We start from the raw sequence: 21,397 nt of genomic DNA, 5'->3' as shown, positions 1-21,397 counted from the left end.
AAGGCGCGACAAAAATACCCATTTTACGGGATAAGTCAGGCACACTAAGCATGAGAAGATGAATGAGCGGATCAATGGCCCGATATCGCTCCTCAATGGCTGCTCCAGCGTTGAACACCACTATTAACTCACCATGCAATCCTTAAAAGGAGGAAACACGCATGTCATCTCACCTGGAATCCTGGACCATCGGCATCGAAGAAGAATATCAGATTATTGATCCTGTCACACGCGCCCTGGCACCCGATTCACAACAGATCTTCTCCCTGATAGAGCCAGGGGAGCAAAAAAGCATTGAGGCTGAACTCCAGACCAGCCAGATCGAATCAGCTACGCCCATCTGTCTTACCCTCTCAGAAGCACGTAGCGCCGTTATGCATCAGCGTGAAGTTTTGATTACAGCCGCCGCTCGAGCCAACCGCTGGATCGCCGCCAGTGGTACCCATCCTTTTTCGCATTGGCATGACCAGGAGATTACACATACCGAACGCTATGCGATTATGGAACAGCGCTACCGTCAGCTAGCACGTGAGCAAGTTATCCTCGGTTGCCATATCCATATCGGTTGTCCTGACCGGGAGCTTGCAATTCAAATTATGAATCGGGCACGCCTCTGGCTGGCTCCTCTGCTCGCCTTGAGCGCAAATTCTCCTTTCTGGTTGGGAGATGACACTGGCTATGCCAGTTATCGCACGCCCATCTGGTGCCGCTGGCCGATGGCTGGTCCTCCCCCTCATCTCGCCTCTAGCACCGAATACGATCAACTTGTACGCATGCTTATTCAGACCAACACCATCGCTGATGCCAGCCATATCTATTGGGATATTCGTCTTTCAGATCGTTATCCAACCATCGAATTCCGCGTCATGGATGTTTGCCTGAGCATTGATGAAACTGTGATGCTCGCAGGACTGATTCGAGCATTAGCACAAACCTGTGCGGAACAAGCCCTCAAGAAAATTCCTTACATACAAGCTCCCAATGAACTGTTGCGCGCTGCCCATTGGCGGGCCGCACGCTATGGCCTGAACAGTACGCTCGTCGATCCAGATGCCAGAAACAGCCTGCCCGCACATGAACTGATTGAACGCCTGCTGCTTCTTCTGCATCCGGTACTGAAAGAACGCGGAGAATGGGACGAAATTTCAACGCAAGTTCAGCTCCTATTGCGCAATGGTAATGGGGCAACGCGTCAACGAGAAATCTTTCAACGGACCGAGCAGCACGAAGCAGTTGTAGATTTTGTCGTCACCGAAACAGCCAGAGGATTGAACATACCAATCAGCACTGGTTCATACAATAAAATCTCCTCGTAACCTTTACACTTCTTCCGAATTGCAAGGCAAGCACTACAAAGTTCCTGGCTCAAGCCCCATCGCAAGGCCCTCACCATAGAGGTGAGGGCTACGGGGTTGTGTACATGAGTTAACTCTGACAGCAGGGTCCAAAGGTAAAGCAATAGGATGATTTTAAACAATCGCTCGAACATACTAATGAAAAATGTTCGATCAGCCCTTTGCCAGCACCACCACATATCGTGGCCAGATCAACATCCAGCAGTTCCATTTGACCCGCCGGATGAGCTGGAAGTCGTGCTAGATCATCTGGAGACAAACTACGGCGATAGGCTTCATCGGTCCAGGCGCGTACAATATCAATAGACATAAGAACATCCTTCCTGTTATAAAGATGGACCATCCCATCTTTACGCTACCAAACAAACATCTCCTGACCAAATCTAAAAAAAGCAGTATCGAACTTCTGAAAGCAAGAGCTTGTTGTGTTCAAGCGAATGATAGGGAATAAAATCCCATTCGCTTGAAGATTGACCGAACTAGTACTTTGTCAAACTTCGTTTGATGAGTTGTGCGCCCGCTACGCGGGCGGGATGGGGGGGAGATGACGGGGGCACAGCCCCCGATCCCCCAGTCAAGGGGCTCGCCGCCCCTTGCATCCCCGCCTCTCATCACATGATGTCTGAGTTCTGACTGGCTTCATTTGAATGGTTGCCCGCTACGCGGGCGGGTGGTGGGAAGAGGCCAGGGCACAGCCCTGGAACCCAGTCAGGGGATTGCATCCCCTGCACCCCTGCCCTTCAAATGAACAGTGTCAGAGCACTAGCCAATCTTCACATGCAACGGAGGAGCCAGTACCAGCAGATTGGGAACTTTATGCGGTTGCGCCAGACGCAAAAGTTCATAGCCAATACCAGCCAGACCAGGCATCATCCCAGGAGTTTCGACACCAAGAGGAAGTCCTGTTACCCATCCATTGCGCATACCACTATCCAGTAATTGCGCCGTCAAATGAGCAAGAGGCTCCAAATAGCGATGCATACTCGGTTGTTGTGTAGCTGTCAGCAGCAATTCCAGATTGCCCATATCTCCATGACATAATGAGTGGTTATATCCGAAGCCCCCCTCTACTGTTGTTTGTAGCGCCGCCGCAATCTCCTCTTGCAGCTGCGCCTCATCGTTATCCATATATTTCAGCAATTCCAGACGGCTCAAACCTATGCCAGCCGCGCCATGACACCAGGCAACCATAAATCGAGACGGCGTGATTGGCACTGGCTGGCTCTGCTGGATAGAATGGGGAACTTCAGAGAGACGGAGATCGGGCCAATTCCGCTGTTGAGGCGAAAACAAAGCACGTTCATATTGTAATAAAACCAGCGCGGCAGCTTGAAAATGTTCACGCTTGCTTAGCCTGGCTAATTGGGCCAGGCTTAATGCCATACCAGCCGCACCGTGGGCATAGCCAGTCAACAATCCTTTCTCATGTAAGGCCAGGGGAGAGGGTAGAGGTGACGATAGCTCTAATGCCTCCACAATATGCTCGCCACAGTGCAAAGCTTCCGCTAGAATAGAGGGTGCAGGCGCGATAGCATAGACGCTTAATAAAGCGGCGAGGCAGCCAGCCGCACCATGCATGATATCGAGTGTTTGGTCCAGCGCCAGGAAAGGTGGGATATGAGCCACGATCTTGTCAATCGCCTCCAGCAGCCAGGGCTCATCCCAGAGGGACTGTAAATGGGCAAAGAGGTAGAGTAGTGATCCCCAGCCGTCAAAGGCACCGAGAGCATTCCCATACACAGGAGGCATCGTTGGCTGCGTTACCTGCTGATAGATTGAAAATGCTAGCGTACGAGCCAGCTCAGTATAGTGAATTTGATCCTGCTCCTGATCGGCATTGGCCCCCAGATAAGCCAGAAAAAAAGCAATCCCGGGCAAACCACTGTAAAGATCATAGTGAGCAGGGGAAATCTTCCATGACCGATCAGTGCCCAGGGACAATCCGAGCCAGTGAATATGATGGGCATCGCGCACCGCTAAATTGTCCAGGCGCTTCCCAATAGTCAATGCGGCATGTAATAGCTGCTCTGAATCCGCCGCTGGAGGAGATGGATCAAATTGGAGAGCCAGCTCGTGGCGATGTCCGACCGTATTCCCGACATCCTGAGCTGTCGCCAGAGCCGCCTGAATAATCCATACCTGCCGTTCCAAATCTTGCTCATTCAGGCTATGTAGACGCTGTACAGCAGTCTCCATACCTGTCAGCGAGAAAAAATCCTCCAGACGCTCGGCGCGGCCAGTATAAAGGTTGCGGCTGGCAGCCAGCGTCAAAAAGAGAGGAATATCCCCATTGAGAAGATCGGTCCGTTCCGATGCGATGACGCCAGCCAGATGGGGTTGTTGCACCGTAATCGTCCACAAACGATCCAGGTAGCGATAGAGATCCAATGCATCCCGCAACACATGGGGATGAAAACTCTCCTGTATCATCAGGCTATAGGCCATAGTTGGGCGAAGAATAAAACGGATCTCATCCCGGGCGAAGCGAGGTAATATCTGCATCAACAAATCATCCCGGCACGCGACCAACGACTGGTAGAGAGAGACAAAACCAAACACAATACAGTGCTGATACACAGAAAGGTTGACATCCTGACCTTGCAAATGCGGACGATTCTGGCAGCTTGCTAAACTTAGATAATCCCGCTCCACATGCATCTGATCCGTTCCAACCGCGCTCCATTTAGCCAGCGGAAGCGGAAATACCTGTCCACGTACCTCACTCATGCCACCCAGATCAACCCCGACCATCTGCTGATTAGACCAGAGACGACACGGCAATAGACCAATCGCCAGCACCGACGACTGCAATAACTCATCCATGATAGTGTCTGCCTGCGCTGCTTCATCATCACGACGCATATGAGGATGAAACAATGCTTCTAGATCGACCAGAACTGGCTGCTCACCAGCTGCGATGAGATTTTCAGCATGAATATCAGTCGCCGCCAGCATATGCAGCAAAGCCAGATACGCTCCCTGCCGGATATAAAAACGCTCCACCTGATCTGGCGTGCTACAATCATGGGCTTCGATGAATTCTGACCACCCATATGTCCCTTTATCCAGAATACGCATCACATAGAATGGAGGGAGATTACTCCGCGTATTCAACCAGGTGAGCAACTCTTGAAAATGCGTATCAACAGCCAATGAGCGAGGCTTATAGACCAATCGCAGGCCAGAACGAAAGCGCAAGAGTAGGACAGTTCGCCCACCGCGATGAGCATCTCCTACCTCACTCTGTACATCTACCAGCAGTCCTGGATCACACGCAGGCGAAAAACATGCCCGCATCTCCTTCCAATCATCACACAGGCGCTGCAAGAATTCGAGGGATGTCTCACGCCACTGATCTAACAGGAGCACCAATTGCCGCCCCAGCACTGGATATTTCATAAACACGGAGAGCATGGAAGAAGGCTGGCTGCACCAGTTCGCAAAAGCGACAAAGCGCTCCTCAGGATTCGCACCGGGCAAACGTCCTTCGATACGCATCACATTGAGTTCCAGTGCCAGTACCTTGCTCACCTTTGACATCAAGAGAGCTGGAAGAGGGGCAAAAAGTGGACCTACAATCGCTGTCTGATCAAATGGGGGCGTCTTCTGACGTCTCGACAAAAACTGCACTTCCATACAAATGCGCTTCCAGGCATGGCGCAACAAAGGAAGGAGCGCAGGTAAGAGGATATCCAGTTCAGGAAGCACTGGTAGCGTGGGGAGAGGATATGGCAGATCCTTATCCGTGACCAGAAATGCCTGGAACAGCGTATTCAACCAATCCATATCGTTGATAATACGCTCACGCATCTCCTCAATTGGTTCGGCCAGGAGATATAACAATTCATCTTCTGTCACATCATCAATTGCCAGATGCGCACTAAAAGCTATTCCACCAGTATCGGTCGAAGAAACTTCCTTCCACCATTGCAACTTTTGCTCCGCCAATGCCAGATCAAGTTTTTCTACAGGTAAACGTGGCTTGCCAGCAGCTTCCCATAAAGCTACACGTTCGGGTAATGTGAGAGCTCGATACCAGGAAACAGGAATATTTCGCAGGGACCATGTAGATAATGCTTTATTCCACTCTTCAATCATACCTTCTCCAACCCTTCTTAAAGACCACTACATTCATCAGTATAATTTTTGTTATGAAATTGCCTCAGTAAAGTGTGCCAATGACTACATACTAAACATTACGACGAAACAGAAGACCTTTTGCCGCATTTCATGAGGAAATAGGAATATTATACTACTATGCTGCTTTATACAAGAATTTATTTGCATAACGATAAGATAACACAGCTACCAATATTTTTGCATTCATATGTATCTATATTTATACAGGACAACAGATTAGAAATATTTATTTCCATCATCTCATGTTTCGATAGGATAATCAGGAGTTTGGGATGCTTTATTCTGATGGGCATGTTATAATAATTCCACATCATTCAATGGGTAAATTGTGATAGTGAATAGTATGGGCATACGTTACTGAAGCTGGCATGCGAGTCAGGTAGCGTTTCATGGGCAATGTGAAGGAGGAAGAAAGGGATGGAAGATCGAGCTTGTCCAGGAGAGATGAAAATCCCCAACCAGAAACTAAGACAAGAGCGCGAACGACGCTTCTGGACACACGCAGATGTCGCTCGCTATATTAATCTTTTACCCGACTTTGGATCAACTGAGACTGATTCCGCACTGGTCGAGCATTGGGAATGTGGGCTAACTCCCCCTGGTCCTCGCTATTGTCAGGCCCTCTGTACAATTTTCCAGATGGATGCTCAGGCCCTGGGTTTGTTTCCAGCCCCTGCCAATGCGAGGTATCGAGGGGTCTTAACACCCACCAGGGATAGCTATCAAACCGTGGCATATGACGAGGAACAGAACTTTGGAACACTCTGGGCGGCGCTTAACCAGCAGCCACAAAATAGTGGTTTCACTCATGCGCCGACACATATCGATAATACAGTATTCAGGAATATAAAACAGTCATTACCACAAGAGAGAAATAATCGACAACACCTGCTCAGACGTGTGCGACGCTTCTGGATTACTGATGTTCTGGAACATTCCCTCCATCATGCCGCGTTGATTGAGTTAGGCTTTCAAACTCGCCCTGATGCGCTGGTCAATCCCTGGCACCTTTTGCAAGAATCGGCACAAGCAAAACGCACATTGCCGCCAAAGACCGCTATTATTCAGGTCTACGATGAAGCTGATGGCGCCCTCTTGATTCTGGGTGAACCCGGAGCGGGTAAAACAACCCTCCTGTTGGATCTCACGCGCCATCTTCTGAATCGAGCAGAACAGGATGAGACGCAATTGATACCGGTCGTCTTTAATCTTTCTTCATGGGCGATCAAGCGTATGCCAATGCGTGAATGGCTGGTCGAAGAGCTTCATGATAAGTATCAAGTTCCACGCAAGATCGGTCAAAACTGGATTGACAATGAACGTATTCTGCTCTTACTCGATGGATTGGATGAGGTAACATCCTTCTATCGCATGAGCTGTATTGAGGCGATTAATGCATTCCGTCAAAAATATGGCATGGTACCGGTAGTGGTCTGTAGCCGTAGCGCCGAATATCATACACTCAGCACACAGTTAAATCTTCAGATGGCAGTGGTGATCCAACCGCTGTCGCTGCAACAAATTGAGCGCTACTTACAGCAGGTCGGCAAGCCACTCGAAGCACTGAGGATGGCGCTACAGCATGATCTGGCGCTACAAGAACTCGCCACCACACCATTAATGTTAAGCGTCCTGACTCTGGCATATCATGGGCTACCGTTGGATGAAATTCTTGAAAACAGTACGCTAGAGGCCAAGCGGCAGCAAATTTTTGCAACCTATGTCCAGCGCATGTTGACACGCCGTGGCAGCTCAACCCATCATTCACCGGCCAAAACGGTACAATGGCTTGCCTACCTGGCGCGCCAAATGAAGCATCAGAATCAAAGCGTCTTTTACATTGAACACATTCAGCCAGATTGGCTTGAAGATGTACCTTTTCACCGTCTTTACGACCGCCTGGCTATCCAGTTGATTGGTATCTGTGTGGGAGCATTGATCAGTCTGGTTGTGAGTCTATTGTTTCTGGGTACCATGACCATTACAGTACGGGCCATTTATGAAATCATGGGCGCCTTGCTGGGAGCCTTACTCAGTGGACGCAGTATTGAACCGCTACCAGAAAGAAAACACCCACAACATCACAACAGAAACAAAATAAGGTTGCTTCTTCATAATAGTCCCTTGCGCAATGGCCTGGGTGTAGCTCTAATGATTTTATGCACACCCGGAGGCTCTACCTGGCATGCTCCGTTAAAGGGTATCATTATCAGCAGCACCTTTGGTCTGATCAGTGCGCTTCTCAGCCTCCTCCTGGTGCCAGATGCGACCAATAATCGGCAATATAGGACGGGCACGATTCTGAAACAGGGAGCACTGATTGGAGTATTGATTGGCCTGAGTACTGGTCTGAGCTTTACTCTTACAATTGGACCGGTCGTAGGTATCGGCTTTGGGTTAATTGTGGGCATCAGCTTTGCCCTGATCGCGCTGCTGCTTCTGCTCTTCTTCTCGCAGCGCAGCCAGACGATTCAACTGGCGGAGATCATCAGCTGGTCCCCACAGGGGCTATGGCATGGATTGGTGAGCACACGCTATCTGAAACAGGGAGCTCTGGTGGCCGGGCTGGTCGGCCTGGGCGTAGGCTTGAGCAATGCTTTGATCTTTGGACCAAGCGTCACACTCACTAAAATTTTGAGCATTCAATTAAACAAAATTCCTACGATTGGAAACAATATAGATCTTCTTTATCGCGCCATTGTTGGGCTCGGTTTTGGTCTGACTACTGGTATCAGTCTGGGCTTAAGTTATTGCTTTATTTTAGGGCTGCTGCATGGCCTCTCAAACCATAAACTCGAAGAACATCACCGTATGACACCCAATCAGGGCATCGGTCGCTCCGCACGTAATGGACTGATCGTAGGCACAATTTGTGCCTGGGTGAGCTGGCTCATTCAGGTCGCGATGTTATTCCTGTTCACCCACTCTTATGATCTATTCAGCCTGCAATTCAGTACGCTGGTTGAACAGGGGTCAGATACGCAGATCCCTTTATTGCTCCATCAAGGACTGGATGAGGTCCTGTTTCTGGGATTGCATAATGCCCTCTTTATTGGTCCATCTTGCGGTCTGCTGGTTGGACTGCTGATCGGGGGTTGGGCCTGCATTCAGCATACGGTATTACGTCTACTGCTCTGGCGCAGCGGGGCAATGCCGTGGAATTATTCACACTTTCTCGACTTTGCGACTGAACGTATTCTGTTACGCAAGGTAGGAGGTGGCTATATCTTCGTCCATCGTCTGTTGCTGGATTACTTCGCCTCGCTCCTGCCGCGGCAAAAAGCAGAGACACCCCAATTGCCAACAATACAGGATTATCCACGCTAAAGGAGGATTTTTCATGCGTGTTGGATAATCTGAGTCGGAGCAGTTATGCTATCGGGCAGCACACGCGGTAAACAAATGGTGAAGCAGGACCCCTGTCCTACCTTGCTTTCAACCGCAACCGTGCCGCCCATGGCTTCTGTCAGCTCTTTTACAATGGCTAAGCCCAGTCCAGTGCCAGTTCCATACTGAGATTGGGCATTTGAGGCTCGATAAAAACGGTCCCAGATTTTTGCTAGCTCTGCGGCAGCAATACCCTCACCGGTATCTTTTACCTGCAAGATTATCGAGCGCTCATCGGCATATGCTGAGATGGCAACGATGCCTCCCGGTGGTGTATGACGAATACCGTTGTGAATCAGATTGTGGAGGATTTGTTCAAGGCGCTGATGATCTATCAGCGCACGTGGAAAGGCAGGTTTACATGCAGCAATTTCAGCCAGAACCTCCACACGGCTACCGCGCCAGGCCAGTGGAGAACTCATATCGACTACCCGTTGTACTAATACATCCACATTGGTTGGCTCACAACGCATCTCGAGATGACCTACCTCGGCGCGCGAGAGCGTGAAGAGATCGTTGATAAGGGACTGCAAGCGGATCGTCTGCTGCTCGACAATCGACATATCCTGCTTTAACGTCGCTGGCGGCTGATCATCCGGCCAATTAGCAAGTGTCGATTCAAGATAACTCCGGACCGTCGCAACCGGCGTCCGTAGTTCATGCGAAACACTGGCAATCAATTCACGGCGTGCATGGAGCAAGGTCGCCACATTATCCCGTTCTTCCTTGAGCTCACGCATGGTGCGCTCTAGCTCAGCTGCCATGGCATTAAAGTCAGCCTGCAAATGAGCGATTTCATCCTGTCCTTCTACCGACACACGAATACTATAGCCTCCATTGCGCAGAATACTGGTGGCGGCAGCCAGCCGCTCAATCCTTCGCGTAAAGCGCCGGGTGAAAATATAAGAAGATAAAATGGAAGGGGGTAATACACAAGCCATCGCAATCGCAGTTACCACAAACATAATCAACAAGAAGCCCACTATTCTCATGAGAACAGAAGTATTGTTCATCACATTTACAACGCCCCAGCCCACTTGTAAACAGACAAACAGAAAGCTGATTGCTCCCGCCCCGATCACCACCGTCATCAAATGGGAGTGTGTCACCTCCCAGCGCAGGCGCGTTGCACGGAGACGATTCCAGACACTCAATAGATATAACGTTGCGCGTAAGCAGAAAAAACAAATACTGCTTAATGGAAGAAATGAGAAGGCTGCAGTATGCCAGAGATCTGGTTGCGCAAGCAAAAATTGCAACTGATTATATTGGAAAAGGAAGAAAAAGAGATAAAGGCTTCCTGCTAGCTCAAAAAACAAAAAACCAGCTACTTCAATTTCAATCAACAATTGTTGCCAGAAAGTACGAGAAGCGGGACGCGCCTGCCAGCGAAATGCGAAAAAGACACAAGAAATTAGACAATAAATGAATAGGAAAAATCTAGGAAATTCATTTATTGTGTTAAGTCCTGGAACATGAACAGTTACATTTTTCCCCGTGAAAACGATCACTAATAACATTTGTAGAGCTAAGAGATCAAAACAGGCACGCACAAAAGGCATACGCCATCCTGATACCCAGGGTAACGGACTCATATAGCGCAAAAATTGTCGCATCTTCTCTCTACTCCAGCGCTTGCTTCCTTTGTGTTTAACGCATCACAACAAAATTGTCATAAACATATAAATACAGTCTATCTATCAGGTATCGCTGGAGGATGTTTCGGCACGTAAACGATAGCCTACCCCCCAGACTGTCTCAATAGCATCTCCCAGAGAACCAAGCTTCTTGCGTAAACGTAGCACCACATTATCTACTGAACGATCACCGCCAACATACGTCTCGCTCCACACCGTCTCGATTAAATAGGCACGGCTGAAGGCGCGGCCAGGACTACGCAACAATAGTTGCAGCAATGTAAATTCGGTTGGACTTAAATCCAGGGCCGTGCCAGCCAGCGTGGCGCTATGCGTCTGAGGATTCAACTGCAATGGTCCCCGCTTGAGCAGCCTATTGGCGTCACCGCGGTCGGTCATCAAAGTTTGCCGAATCAGCTCATTCCGACGTAGTAAGGCACGTACGCGCGCAATCAACTCACGAACACTAAACGGCTTGGTCAAATAATCATCCGCACCTACTTCCAGACCAAGTACCCGGTCAGCCTCCTCGCTACGAGCGGTTAACATCAAAACCGGCGTAGCCGAACTCTGCCGCAGCTTCCGCAAGACCTCCAGGCCATTCAAACCTGGCAACATCCAATCCAAAATCACCAGATCAACCTGTGAACGAGCATGCAATACCAGTGCGTTTACACCATCGCTCGCGTGTAAGGTCGAGTAGCCAGACGAAGAGAGTTCGCGTAGTACCACCTGAGCCAGGGCCATTTCATCTTCCACTAACAATACAGTTGTCATTAAGCATTCTCTTTTTCCTATCGTTCTCTACTTCCTGTTCAATTATAACCGCTGAGAAGTTCCAGTGTAATGCTGCAAGTACGAAGCAGCTATATATCAGCCAGGTTGCGACAAAGTTGCGACAAATACACGATGCATTGATGACAGATGAGCACTATGCTTAAAGCATAGAAAAGAAATCGGCGTATGTGTAACCAGGACTATTATCTGCCACACACGAACAAAGGGGAAACCATGCAATTGGCAATCACATTAGCGCAGTTCTGGATGATGATCAGAAACAGCTCAGCAATTTTATCGCTCTTGTGCGGCGCGCTTCTCTTCTTTATGGGACCTCGGCTGGTCTATCGTGTTCAACATAACATCGAATCAGGGCAAAATGTGCAGACATTTTGCATACGCTGGACCCATCTCTTCTTCCTGGAAATGCTCGCTATCACCTTTTTCTATGGTGGCTTGTATATGTTTGATCTGGTCCCGTTACTGGCTGGCTGGACCTTGATCGGCGCCATACCGGGATTAGCAGTACTGATAACATGTTTGCTCAGCAACTTTATCTAAAATTTATCAACTGTCACTCTTTCTTTAAACAGCTCGTGTAAATCAAAGGATAGATATGTGTGGTTTGTGAGTAACCATATACTCAAGGCACATATCTATAATGCAGTGAAAAGCTACCAGACGTAGGACCAACGATATGATAGATGCAGAAATAGAGGAACGGCGGTCTGTAACGTCTTCCTTTCTTGTAGAAACTAAAGAGGAGTGAAGATTGTGAGCACACAAGAAAAGACCCAGGGTAAAGCAATCAACGCAAAACCAATTATGGGCAAACAAAAAGTGCCCGCACAGCTTGCAACGGTAACAGACTTAAATTCAGAAGAGGTCCAGGCGGTCTCCAACGCGGTGAATCCTTTGATCGCTGACGCTTTTGCACTCTATACCAAAACTAAGAATTTCCACTGGCATCTGTCAGGATCGCACTTTCGCGATTATCACAAATTATTCGATCAACAGGCAGGGACGATTCTGGCGTCGATTGATGTCATGGCTGAGCGCGTGCGCCGCATCGGTGGCACAACGATACGCAGTATCAGTATGATCAGTGAGCTACAGACCATTAAAGATGACAACGACGATTTTGTTCCCCCAGGAGAGATGGTAAAACGCCTGATGGATGATAATACCCATATTGCGCAGATGATACGCGCCGCCATCGAGGCAGCAGAACATAGTCGGGACAATGCGACTGCTAATGCGCTTGAAGAAATATTGGATGAGACCGAACGCCGCAAATGGTTTCTGTTTGAAGTCATGCAGGGCAAGGATAATACCGTTTAAAAACAATACCTTGCCTATGATAGGAACAACAAAGAACGCCATATCAACAATCTTCCTCCCGACTTTTTAAAGTATAGGAGGAAGATTGTTGATATAGGCGCTCTAGCGATGCTATCTCTTGATGATTATTTTAACAATAAATCGGGAGTGGCATCAATATTTGTTATTACAGATTCTGAGATGATATCTAAAGTATGAGTGGTAGGCACAGCATCCAGGCGTCGGGTAGCACGACTTGCGAACAAAACAAAAATGCCAGTCAAGACAAAGAAGACAAAGATAACGCTAAAGGCTATCCTCAGTCCCAGCATATCGCCCAGCCGGCCAAGAATAAGAGGACACACAAACATAGCGATTCCTCCACCGACCGTGGCCCGCGCACTGGCAATATCGGCATACTGAGGGATACGATTGGCAGCTGCCGAATAATTTAATGGAAACAGATTCGCGATCCCCAGACCAGCCACAAACAGGCCGCTGATATGGAGCACAACTGTGGATCCTAACCAGAACAGCAAGAAACCAAAGATAGCAATACCAAGCATCGGCAAGATCAAGCGTTCAGCTGCAATGCGTCTCGTCAGGCGGCTGGCAATCAAACGTCCAATCACTGATGCCAGAAAGAAGAGCGTCATCAAGCTGGCGGCAGTCGCCTTCGGCATCCCGACCACCGAGATCATATAATTCGCGCCCCAGAACGAGACGCCCCACTCACCCGCGATACCAGCAACCATGGCAATCCAATAAAGCCAGAATGCTCCAGGCAATTTGACACGTTCACGAGGCAAGGTGGAACGCTGTCCAGGACGTGAGTCCATACTTTGTGGTGCCTCTGGTACTGGAATACGAACATTGAATAATACCAGTAAGACCACCACGAGCACCGGCAAGAACAACATACTGCGCCAGCCAAATCCCAGTACAACCAGTCCTCCTAACAACAGGGGAGCAATACCAGCCCCCAGGCTGGCTAACATATTAGCCTCTACAATCGCCACTGCCCGAAATTGTCCATGATGATCGGAGAGCGTGGATTGGACCGTCATACCAACCAGGGCACCCAGGAAACCAATTACAAACATCCCTGTAATGCTAACAATTGGATAATGGCTGATAAAAACAATACCAGCTCCGAACAACATGCCAAGGGCTCCGCCCCAGAGCACAGCCTGCCGTCCCCAACGGGCCGTGACAGGAGCACCAATCAAGCCAGCGATAATTCCACCCAGGGCAAGACTACTCAAATGCATACTATCAACGGTATAATCGAGGTGCATATCGGCGTGAATAAATGGGACCAACAGGCCAGGTGAATTCTGCAAATACGCGTAGCAGGCCAAAAGCGCATACGCGAGCCAGGTAAAACGATCACGCATAAATGATCGTTGTCGTGATGTTATGATTTGATCTTTCATCTACTTCTTTTCACCGCTTTTTAGATAGGAGTTTGAGAGCGGAAGATCACGCCTTTGCCATGTGAGGAGGAAAAAGAGCTGCTATGCTCCTTTTGAACAATTGTACTCAAAGCTACCGCGTCACACTTACCTGATAGAAGGTTTTACATGTCTACATATAACGCTCCACATACACCTTAGACGGATCTCTTTGTGTATCCGTCACGAAAATTCTGGCTGTTTTTCTCCTGGCAAAGAATCCACAGTTTCGTAAGAGACAGAATGTTTGAATGGTTTTCTGGCCTTGCGTAAGGTCAGACACAAAAATCGGCCCATGATGGGCCGACTTCAAGTCAGAGGTGCGTGCAGTGAGATTAGCGGGCTTTCAGCTCAAAGGAGATGCGACGACACGTACCATTTCTAGTTGGCGTAGGGCACCGCTGACCGCCATACGCATGACTGGCTCGGGATCGCTGAGAAAAGCACGTAAGGGAACAATCGCCTGCGTATCCCCGATCTGACCAAGTGCAACGGCGGCACGCCAGCGCATTTCGTAGACCATGTCATCCCCCCTATCATACAAGCAAGACAGCAGAGGCGGCACGGCACGTTTAGCGCCGAAATGCCCCAGGACTTCGATAGCGGCGGCACGTACCTCTTTCTCCTCACAGGGATCTTGTAAACGCTCAAGCAGGGCATCAACCGCGCACACATCTCCCAGGCGATCCAATGCCTCGATAATAAACACACGCCGATAAAGAGGTTCTTGTTGTTGAAGCGCGGCAATTAAAGGAGGCACGGCACGCCTGTCGCCAAGTAAACCTAAGGCCTTGACAACATTACTGCGCGTCTCAAAATCACTATCATCAAGGATAGCCATCAAGGGGCCAACCGCGCGTTGATCGCCCAGGTCGCCCAGGGCATAGGCAGCGGCACGACGTATCAAAGCCTCTTCATCATAGAGCAAGTTTAAAAGTGGCTCAACCGCGCGCATATCCCCAAAACTACCGAGAGAAAGCGCGATTACCGCCCGTGTCTGCTCATCTCTGCGTTCAATTTCCGCCTCAAGTGGTTCAAGTGCACGTTTATCATTCAACTTTCTCAATGTAACTACAACATCAGTTACAACATTTACATCCATAGCATCACCTTCGTGTTCAATAGGTTCTGAGAGCACAGCGATGAGAGGCTCACCTACCACCATAGCATCCCATTCCCCAGGAGCACTCACAGCCTCAAAACGTATAAAAGGATATCTCTCGGTCATCAGCATAGAGAATAAAATATATTTACCAGAACAAAATCCACCATTGTTCATCTTCCATCCCTCTGTTCTATAGCAATATTCATTGCTTCTATTATAGAAGATAAATGAAAAAAACACTTGAAAAATACATAAAAAAATCATAAAAAAACTGCTGATCACGAAACACTCATGACCAGCAGTGTATATTAACGCTGCTGCCAGATGCCAGTAATGGGCGTCACGCTGGCACTTTGTTGCAGATAAGGAAGACCATACATGTCTTCAAGGGTGCGCAGGAGAGAATAGTGATTGAGTAAAGGGCTGTAGAGCCCGATTTTCACGACTGAACCAACAAAGATAGTAGGAATTTGATTACTTTTAGATCCATCATCTTCATCCCAGGTGACGATCAACAAGCTATTATGCGTCTTCGCCCATTGAGCATAGCCATCAAGATGCACCTTGAGCCAGCTATCCCCCCTCCCAATCGAAGCAGAATGCATATCATTGAGTTGATTGGGAATGACAAACGAGATGGTCGGCAACTTGCTATAATCGGTTGGAAAACTACTATAGGACAAATTTTGACTGGCAGGAACATTGGTAAAATTGACCCATGGATTGTGTTTTCGTGCATACAAAGCAGCCGAAGAGCCTCCATTGGCGGGTGCAAAACAACCAGTATAGCCTGTAACGGGCATACTCTCCGAATAGCCTGCAAAGCTAGCTCCCGCCTGTGTGAGAGTGCTAGCTAGATTCGCATCGGCAAACGTATTTGGACAGGCATCACTGCTAATCCCAAACGTTGAACCAGCGAAAAGGGCCAGATAATCAGGTTCACTGGGATGTGTCTCAGCATGCATGTTTGTCAGGGATGCTCCCTGGCTGGCTAAAGTATTTATATAGGGGGCCGCTGCTGAACCTATAATCTGTGTATAACTTTTATTCTCCTCAATCACAATCACCACATGCTCAGGACGAGGTAATTTAGCCTGTGGTACAGTGGCCTGTGAACGCGCACCAGATGCACCCGGATACAAGCCTCCTATGATCGCTACCGCCACGAGCACCAGAACGATGCCGATGATAATGCCACCCATAATACGTATCTTCACTATTACTCTCCTTAAACTGTTGTTTTATCTGCTGTTACAGCAGCCTTAACCCGGCGTGCGATGCTCCGTCGCACAAAAAATATTGTGGTAATGGTGATCAATACGCCAATGGCCAATCCTAACCAGCCCAGCGTTTTAGCCAGATGGTCCACCTGATCAAAATGCTCATGGAAATAATAGCCCGCAATATAGCCTAAGAGGCCCACATAGGTTGCCCAGATAATACCACCCAGACTATTGTAAAGCAGGAAAGTACCCCGTGGCATCCGATTCATGCCTGCGAGAAAAGCAGAGAATATGCGCAAGATCGAAATAAAACGGCCAAAGAAGACAGTCTTCGCTCCATGGCGCAGGAAGAATTTTTCGGCAAGATCTAGATGCTCCATCTTCACAAAGAAGAAACGTCCAAATTTAGCGACAAAAGCACGCCCGCCAGTGCCTCCAAGATAATAGCCAATATTATCTCCTATAATCGCGCCAAAGGCAGCACAGGCGATCACGATAGATATTTGCAAATGGGAGTCAGAAGCCGCGTAGAAAGAAGCGAGCAAGAGTATTGTTTCGCCGGGTATAGGAATACCAATACACTCGATTAAAACAAAAAGTGTAACCGCAGGATATCCTATAACTTGCAACAAGTGTTGCAGTGTTTGTAGCGAAATAAGGGATGCCATCACTGCATCGCCTCCTGATTGATAGTTTTTATGCAGAACACAGAGTCACAGATATCTTTTCTCAGCTCTAAAAAGAGACACTCCGGTCCTATTATAGCTTATAGAAAAACCCTGGTATTCATTTAAAAGCATGTTACAAGCTATTTGACGTATCTACGTGTCATGGGTGAAAGGGGGTACAAAGGGATAGCCCTTTTTCCGCTCCTCACTACTCGCATTCCCCTACTGCCATAAACGATATGATATGCTATCTATGCATAGATTATGCACATACATTAAAGGGGATTTCTAATTCTATGTCGATACGCCAACCAGTTCGCTATCATGTGCACGGCGGTCAACGCCTCGAAGGTACAGTGATCATCCAGGGGGCGAAAAATGCTGCTCTTCCGATCATTGCCGCTTCCTTGCTTGCTAAAAAAGGACAGACGATCCTGCATAATGTACCCTTAATCAACGATGTCTACGTAGCCATTGAGATTGCCAGAACACTGGGAGCACGTGTCAAACTGCATGAAGAAGAACAAGTACTTATCATTGACGCCTCTAACCTGACCTCGAATGTCCTTCCACCTGCCTTGACCAATTTGATTCGTGGCTCTGTCCTCTTTCTGCCCCCTGTAATGATACGCACCGGACAGGTAAAAATCGAGAAGGTTGGCGGCTGTAACCTGGGCAAACGGAGCCTCGACTTCCATTATCGCGGCTTTGTGCGTCTGGGAGCTGAGGTTACCGAGGACGAACAGGCTATCTCTGTCCGTATGGATCATGCGAAGGGGGCCTATCTCTACCTGGATACGCCCAGCCATACCGGAACCGAGAATCTGATGGCAGCCGCCTGCCTGGCCGAGGGAACAACGATCATTGAAAACGCAGCCCTTGAACCAGAGATTGCCCATGTCGCGAATTTCCTGAATCTGATGGGTGCGAAAATCTCAGGTGTCGGCACTGGCGTCATCCAGATTGATGGGGTCAAAGAATTAACTGCGGTCGAATATACTATCATGCCAGACCGCATTGATGCAGGCACGATGGCGATTCTGGCCGCCGCGACGCAAGGAGATATCGCATTGATTGGCGCCAATCTACGCCACTTTGGGGTTGCACGAGCCAAATTAGAGCAGATGGGCGTCGAATTGGAAGAGGATGGGCCAGTCATCCGGGTGCGTCGCCGGGGTGCGCTCCGTCCGGTCAACGTTATCACCTGGCCTTATCCTGGCTATCCAACCGACCTGCAATCCCCCTTGATCACTCTGGCCTGTCTGGCTTCGGGCACCTCATATGTACGCGAAACCCTCTTTGATCAGCGCTTTGGCGTCATCGATGAGCTCAACAAGATGGGTGCGCACATCAAAGTAGAGGATGGCTCGGCGGTCATTCCAGGACCAACGGACCTCACCGGAGCAACCGTATGGGCACATGATCTGCGTGCAGGTAGCGCGATGATTATTGCTGGCGCTGTTGCTGAAGGCGAAACGATCATCGATAACGCGCAAATGATTGAGCGAGGCTATAGCTCGATTATTCGCCGTCTGAGCCGCCTGGGTCTTCAAATTACCGAAGAACGCCTTGAAGCAGTTGCGCCATAAAATAGCACCATGAGTTATCCCGAATTTTTCGAACAGATGTTCGATCGACTTCAATCCGCTCTACAAGCGGGGTTGCAAGGGGCGGCTAGCCCCTTGCCGGGGTTACAGGGGTGTCCCCTGTCCTTTTTCTTTTTCCTCGCGCCGCCGCAGGCGGCGTGCAAAAAGGGGAAAAGAAGTATGTGGGGACACCCCACACCCCGGCAGAAGGCTTCGCCCTCTGCACTCCCATTGTAGCGAACGTTTGTTTCAAAAGTCCGGGATGACTCATGGATGCCCCCCTGCTCGCGTCATCTCCACTCTTTTATGGACGCACGCGCATTCCAGCACAGAGACCACACACGCTCCCATCCATATCGGCCACAAAATAATAGCCAGAAGCAACCTGCCCGGCGGAGGCTGACTGTCCAGCCTGAGTAGAGCCAGCCCAGGCTGGTGAGTCGCTGGCGGGAAATGATTCTTCAGACGCCTCCATGACGGTATCTGTATCATCCATTTGAGCAAGGGCATACGTACCAGGAATCGGTTCACCTTGTTTTGTCGCTCCTGGCTGCTGATTTTGATAGCGGATGCGACCACTGATCCAGTGTCCGCCCACCAGAAGAGTCAACGCCTGTCCATTCACCACATCTGGACCATAGGGCGTCCCTATCGCGTAACGACCGGGCGTAGAGCTGGCAAACAATTGTACCTCAGACATAACTACTCCTCTCGCTATAGCACATAATGACACGCTCAAGCATCTTCAATGCTGTTTTTTACACGTATCTTCACACATGCAAGAGGACAAAACACGCCCTGCCGACCAACCACAATCAAGCGAAAGAAGGAAAAAAACGGAAGCCACAAAAATCATGCTGCTAGCGTCATTACGATCCTATGCACAAAAATCATGAAAAAGTCATGAGCCACCGTTATAGCCCGACAGCTCATGACACTATCAACTCGGCGAGGATACGGCTATCGTACTCTCGTTAAGCTATCTGTAATGGCTTTAGCAATCGCGTAATTCAGGACTCTGATTCAGGATCTGGCTACGTGGCGTGATAAATTCTTGATATGCAGTACCCAACTTATCCTGGGGAAAGAGGGCCAGGCGATGACAATTTTGAAAGGCCAGTTTTACCCCATAATGCTGCTCAACGGCATGCCGCATCGCATCACTGGCAAGCATCCGCAACAACTGACCGCGCGCCTGCTCGTTCGGTGGTGGAATCTGATTATCGACAAAGCTTACATTTCCCTGTTGTAAACGAGCAGCCAGGTGCTCAACTAATTCCCAGGCATACGGCAAAGATTCGCGAATACACTGCAAGAAATCCTCTGTCTGCATAGTGCGATTCTCTGCCTGCTTAAGGAGGCTCGGTGAAACATCCAAAGACATATTTTTGTACCTTTCATTACGATCAAAAGGATCGCAAAAAAATATTACAATGAAAAGGTGCTTATTCAGACTTCATAGCAACTGAAGTCCTATCAGCGCTTCTGCTTTGTCATGTTTGCAAACAATCACTTATAGAGTATGGCATGTACTTCTATAAAAAACAAGACTATTGAGACCACATACCAATAATAGAGCCCGAATGTCTACAGGTCTGAAGCAGCCTGTAGACAGCTTTTATGTCATTTCTTATCGAAAAAAATTTGCTCATAAAATCATTGTTAATGAGAATATATCTCATTGACAAGTGCTCGAAGTGTATGATATCCTGCGCATAGAGAGATATGGTCTCATTAAGGGGCTGGCTGATAGCTTCAACCTTTGCAATTATTACAACGTGCATTACTCATAAATATCTTTTCAGGAGCGTACGATTTATGTATTTCAGAAGAATTCGGTCATCAGGGCTACTTCTCTCCTTTTGCGCGCTCATCTTACTTAGCTCCTGCGGCACGAGCGCAAATGGGCAGGGCAGTTCTCTGTCAACCACCAATGGCTTAGTTCGGGTGGTGGCGGCAGAGAATTTCTATGGCGATATCGTCAAACAGGTAGGCGGCACGCATGTTTCTGTCACCAGTATGTTGTCCGATCCAAATATCGATCCCCATAGTTATGAGAGCAGTGTCAATCAGGTGAAGGCTATTGCGCAGGCGCAGCTGGTGGTTGCCAATGGCGGTGGTTATGATGATTGGATGGACAATCTTCTGGCAAGCACGCAGGCGAATAACCAAACCGTGCTAAAGGGCTACGATATTGCTCCCGTCAAATTGTCCAATAACGAACATGTATGGTACGATCCCACGAATGCAAAAGCCATCGCTGCGGCTGTTGCGTCCGCGCTCAAAACGATTGACGCCTCTCATGCTACGGACTATGAGCGCAACCTCCACATCTTCCAGAATGCAGTGGGCACCATCGACCAAAAACTTGCGTCAATCAAAGATACGTATGCGCAAACGCCTGTGGGGTTGACAGAGACGATTTATCTGTATCAGACACGCTTGATGAATCTCAAAGTTCTGACACCGCAAGGTTTCCAAAAGGCGATGGCCGAGGGCAACGATCCACCAGCGGATACGGTCGTGACAACCAATAATCAGGTCAATCAGCATCAGGTAAAAGTACTGATCTATAATCAACAAACACAATCCTCAATCACGACCAGATTACAGAAGAGCGCGCAACAGCAACATATTCCAGTTGTGGCTGTCACCGAGTTGATGCCCCCTGATCAAAACTATCAGAGCTGGATGCTCTCTCAATTGTCATCATTAGAACACGCGTTAGGTAATAGCAAATAAGGC

General features: G+C 48.8%; 16 protein-coding genes. 6 read left to right on the top strand and 10 right to left on the bottom strand.

The genetic code is table 11. From position 1 onward, the window contains the following. Nucleotides 1-161 precede the first annotated feature (161 nt). Nucleotides 162-1,316 carry a carboxylate-amine ligase gene (locus F1593_RS11555; RefSeq protein WP_149401717.1) on the top strand — a complete coding sequence of 385 codons (1,155 nt, stop codon included), beginning with the start codon at nt 162-164 and terminating at the stop codon, nt 1,314-1,316. A 109-nt stretch (nt 1,317-1,425) separates the two neighbouring features. On the opposite strand, the gene F1593_RS11550 is transcribed toward F1593_RS11555, so the two are convergent. Both F1593_RS11550 and F1593_RS11545 read right to left on the bottom strand, forming a co-directional pair. Then, nucleotides 1,426-1,665 carry a mersacidin/lichenicidin family type 2 lantibiotic gene (locus F1593_RS11550; protein WP_216368849.1) on the bottom strand — a complete coding sequence of 80 codons (240 nt, stop codon included), beginning with the start codon at nt 1,663-1,665 and terminating at the stop codon, nt 1,426-1,428. A gap of 452 nt (nt 1,666-2,117) precedes the next feature. Further along, complete coding sequence (locus F1593_RS11545; protein WP_149401715.1) at nt 2,118-5,453, bottom strand: type 2 lanthipeptide synthetase LanM family protein; 3,336 nt, start codon at nt 5,451-5,453, stop codon at nt 2,118-2,120. A 459-nt stretch (nt 5,454-5,912) separates the two neighbouring features. Here F1593_RS11545 and F1593_RS11540 point away from each other — a divergent pair, with 459 nt between their 5' ends. Then, nucleotides 5,913-8,822: an NACHT domain-containing protein gene (locus F1593_RS11540; protein WP_149401714.1), complete on the top strand. Its 2,910-nt coding sequence runs from the start codon at nt 5,913-5,915 to the stop codon at nt 8,820-8,822. Nucleotides 8,823-8,833: 11 nt separating this feature from the next. Here F1593_RS11540 and F1593_RS11535 read toward each other — a convergent pair whose 3' ends face one another. After that, the gene (locus F1593_RS11535) at nt 8,834-10,498 is read right to left on the bottom strand and encodes a sensor histidine kinase (protein ID WP_149401713.1); all 1,665 of its coding nucleotides are present in this window, start codon (nt 10,496-10,498) and stop codon (nt 8,834-8,836) included. An 84-nt stretch (nt 10,499-10,582) separates the two neighbouring features. After that, entirely contained in the window at nt 10,583-11,296 is a 714-nt protein-coding gene (locus F1593_RS11530; protein ID WP_149401712.1) for a response regulator transcription factor, read from the bottom strand. Between the two features lie 234 nt (nt 11,297-11,530). On the opposite strand from F1593_RS11530, the gene F1593_RS11525 reads away from it, so the two are divergent. Both F1593_RS11525 and F1593_RS11520 read left to right on the top strand, forming a co-directional pair. Then, nucleotides 11,531-11,857: a hypothetical protein gene (locus tag F1593_RS11525; RefSeq protein ID WP_149401711.1), complete on the top strand. Its 327-nt coding sequence runs from the start codon at nt 11,531-11,533 to the stop codon at nt 11,855-11,857. A 264-nt stretch (nt 11,858-12,121) separates the two neighbouring features. After that, nucleotides 12,122-12,637 carry a Dps family protein gene (locus F1593_RS11520; protein ID WP_149401726.1) on the top strand — a complete coding sequence of 172 codons (516 nt, stop codon included), beginning with the start codon at nt 12,122-12,124 and terminating at the stop codon, nt 12,635-12,637. A 125-nt stretch (nt 12,638-12,762) separates the two neighbouring features. On the opposite strand, the gene F1593_RS11515 is transcribed toward F1593_RS11520, so the two are convergent. From F1593_RS11515 to F1593_RS11500, 4 genes are all read right to left on the bottom strand, one after another. Beyond that, nucleotides 12,763-14,052, bottom strand: coding sequence for an MFS transporter (locus tag F1593_RS11515; protein WP_149401710.1), 1,290 nt, complete (start codon nt 14,050-14,052; stop codon nt 12,763-12,765). 364 nt (nt 14,053-14,416) lie between these two features. Next, nucleotides 14,417-15,349: a HEAT repeat domain-containing protein gene (locus F1593_RS11510; RefSeq protein ID WP_172632057.1), complete on the bottom strand. Its 933-nt coding sequence runs from the start codon at nt 15,347-15,349 to the stop codon at nt 14,417-14,419. A gap of 134 nt (nt 15,350-15,483) precedes the next feature. Then, complete coding sequence (locus F1593_RS11505) at nt 15,484-16,392, bottom strand: alkaline phosphatase family protein (protein WP_235932555.1); 909 nt, start codon at nt 16,390-16,392, stop codon at nt 15,484-15,486. An 11-nt stretch (nt 16,393-16,403) separates the two neighbouring features. Beyond that, nucleotides 16,404-17,066: a DedA family protein gene (locus F1593_RS11500; RefSeq protein ID WP_149401708.1), complete on the bottom strand. Its 663-nt coding sequence runs from the start codon at nt 17,064-17,066 to the stop codon at nt 16,404-16,406. Between the two features lie 302 nt (nt 17,067-17,368). Here F1593_RS11500 and murA point away from each other — a divergent pair, with 302 nt between their 5' ends. Next, a complete protein-coding gene (gene murA / locus F1593_RS11495) occupies nt 17,369-18,655 on the top strand; it encodes a UDP-N-acetylglucosamine 1-carboxyvinyltransferase (protein WP_172632059.1) in 1,287 nt (428 codons plus the stop codon). 301 nt (nt 18,656-18,956) lie between these two features. Here murA and F1593_RS11490 read toward each other — a convergent pair whose 3' ends face one another. Both F1593_RS11490 and F1593_RS11485 read right to left on the bottom strand, forming a co-directional pair. After that, nucleotides 18,957-19,352 carry a hypothetical protein gene (locus F1593_RS11490; RefSeq protein ID WP_149401706.1) on the bottom strand — a complete coding sequence of 132 codons (396 nt, stop codon included), beginning with the start codon at nt 19,350-19,352 and terminating at the stop codon, nt 18,957-18,959. 294 nt (nt 19,353-19,646) lie between these two features. Then, nucleotides 19,647-20,036 (bottom strand): SCO5389 family protein, encoded by a 390-nt coding sequence (locus F1593_RS11485; RefSeq protein ID WP_149401705.1) that lies wholly within the window; start codon nt 20,034-20,036, stop codon nt 19,647-19,649. A 434-nt stretch (nt 20,037-20,470) separates the two neighbouring features. On the opposite strand from F1593_RS11485, the gene F1593_RS11480 reads away from it, so the two are divergent. After that, nucleotides 20,471-21,394: a metal ABC transporter solute-binding protein, Zn/Mn family gene (locus F1593_RS11480; RefSeq protein ID WP_172632056.1), complete on the top strand. Its 924-nt coding sequence runs from the start codon at nt 20,471-20,473 to the stop codon at nt 21,392-21,394. Nucleotides 21,395-21,397: the final 3 nt, after the last annotated feature.

This window comes from Dictyobacter arantiisoli, assembly GCF_008326305.1.
Lineage (GTDB): Bacteria > Chloroflexota > Ktedonobacteria > Ktedonobacterales > Ktedonobacteraceae > Dictyobacter > Dictyobacter arantiisoli.
The sequence above is the reverse complement of the archived record's forward strand: the minus strand, read 5'-3'. Positions and strand labels throughout refer to the sequence as shown.

Excerpts from the sequence above, each read along its gene's own strand:
- F1593_RS11555 (WP_149401717.1), top strand. The coding sequence starts at position 162 with ATGTCATCTCACCTGGAATCCTGGACCATCGGCATCGAAGAAGAATAT.
- F1593_RS11550 (WP_216368849.1), bottom strand. The coding sequence starts at position 1,665 with ATGTCTATTGATATTGTACGCGCCTGGACCGATGAAGCCTATCGCCGT.
- F1593_RS11545 (WP_149401715.1), bottom strand. The coding sequence starts at position 5,453 with ATGATTGAAGAGTGGAATAAAGCATTATCTACATGGTCCCTGCGAAAT.
- F1593_RS11540 (WP_149401714.1), top strand. The coding sequence starts at position 5,913 with ATGGAAGATCGAGCTTGTCCAGGAGAGATGAAAATCCCCAACCAGAAA.
- F1593_RS11535 (WP_149401713.1), bottom strand. The coding sequence starts at position 10,498 with ATGCGACAATTTTTGCGCTATATGAGTCCGTTACCCTGGGTATCAGGA.
- F1593_RS11530 (WP_149401712.1), bottom strand. The coding sequence starts at position 11,296 with ATGACAACTGTATTGTTAGTGGAAGATGAAATGGCCCTGGCTCAGGTG.
- F1593_RS11525 (WP_149401711.1), top strand. The coding sequence starts at position 11,531 with ATGCAATTGGCAATCACATTAGCGCAGTTCTGGATGATGATCAGAAAC.
- F1593_RS11520 (WP_149401726.1), top strand. The coding sequence starts at position 12,122 with ATGGGCAAACAAAAAGTGCCCGCACAGCTTGCAACGGTAACAGACTTA.
- F1593_RS11515 (WP_149401710.1), bottom strand. The coding sequence starts at position 14,052 with ATGAAAGATCAAATCATAACATCACGACAACGATCATTTATGCGTGAT.
- F1593_RS11510 (WP_172632057.1), bottom strand. The coding sequence starts at position 15,349 with ATGAACAATGGTGGATTTTGTTCTGGTAAATATATTTTATTCTCTATG.
- F1593_RS11500 (WP_149401708.1), bottom strand. The coding sequence starts at position 17,066 with ATGGCATCCCTTATTTCGCTACAAACACTGCAACACTTGTTGCAAGTT.
- F1593_RS11490 (WP_149401706.1), bottom strand. The coding sequence starts at position 19,352 with ATGTCTGAGGTACAATTGTTTGCCAGCTCTACGCCCGGTCGTTACGCG.
- F1593_RS11485 (WP_149401705.1), bottom strand. The coding sequence starts at position 20,036 with ATGTCTTTGGATGTTTCACCGAGCCTCCTTAAGCAGGCAGAGAATCGC.
- F1593_RS11480 (WP_172632056.1), top strand. The coding sequence starts at position 20,471 with ATGTATTTCAGAAGAATTCGGTCATCAGGGCTACTTCTCTCCTTTTGC.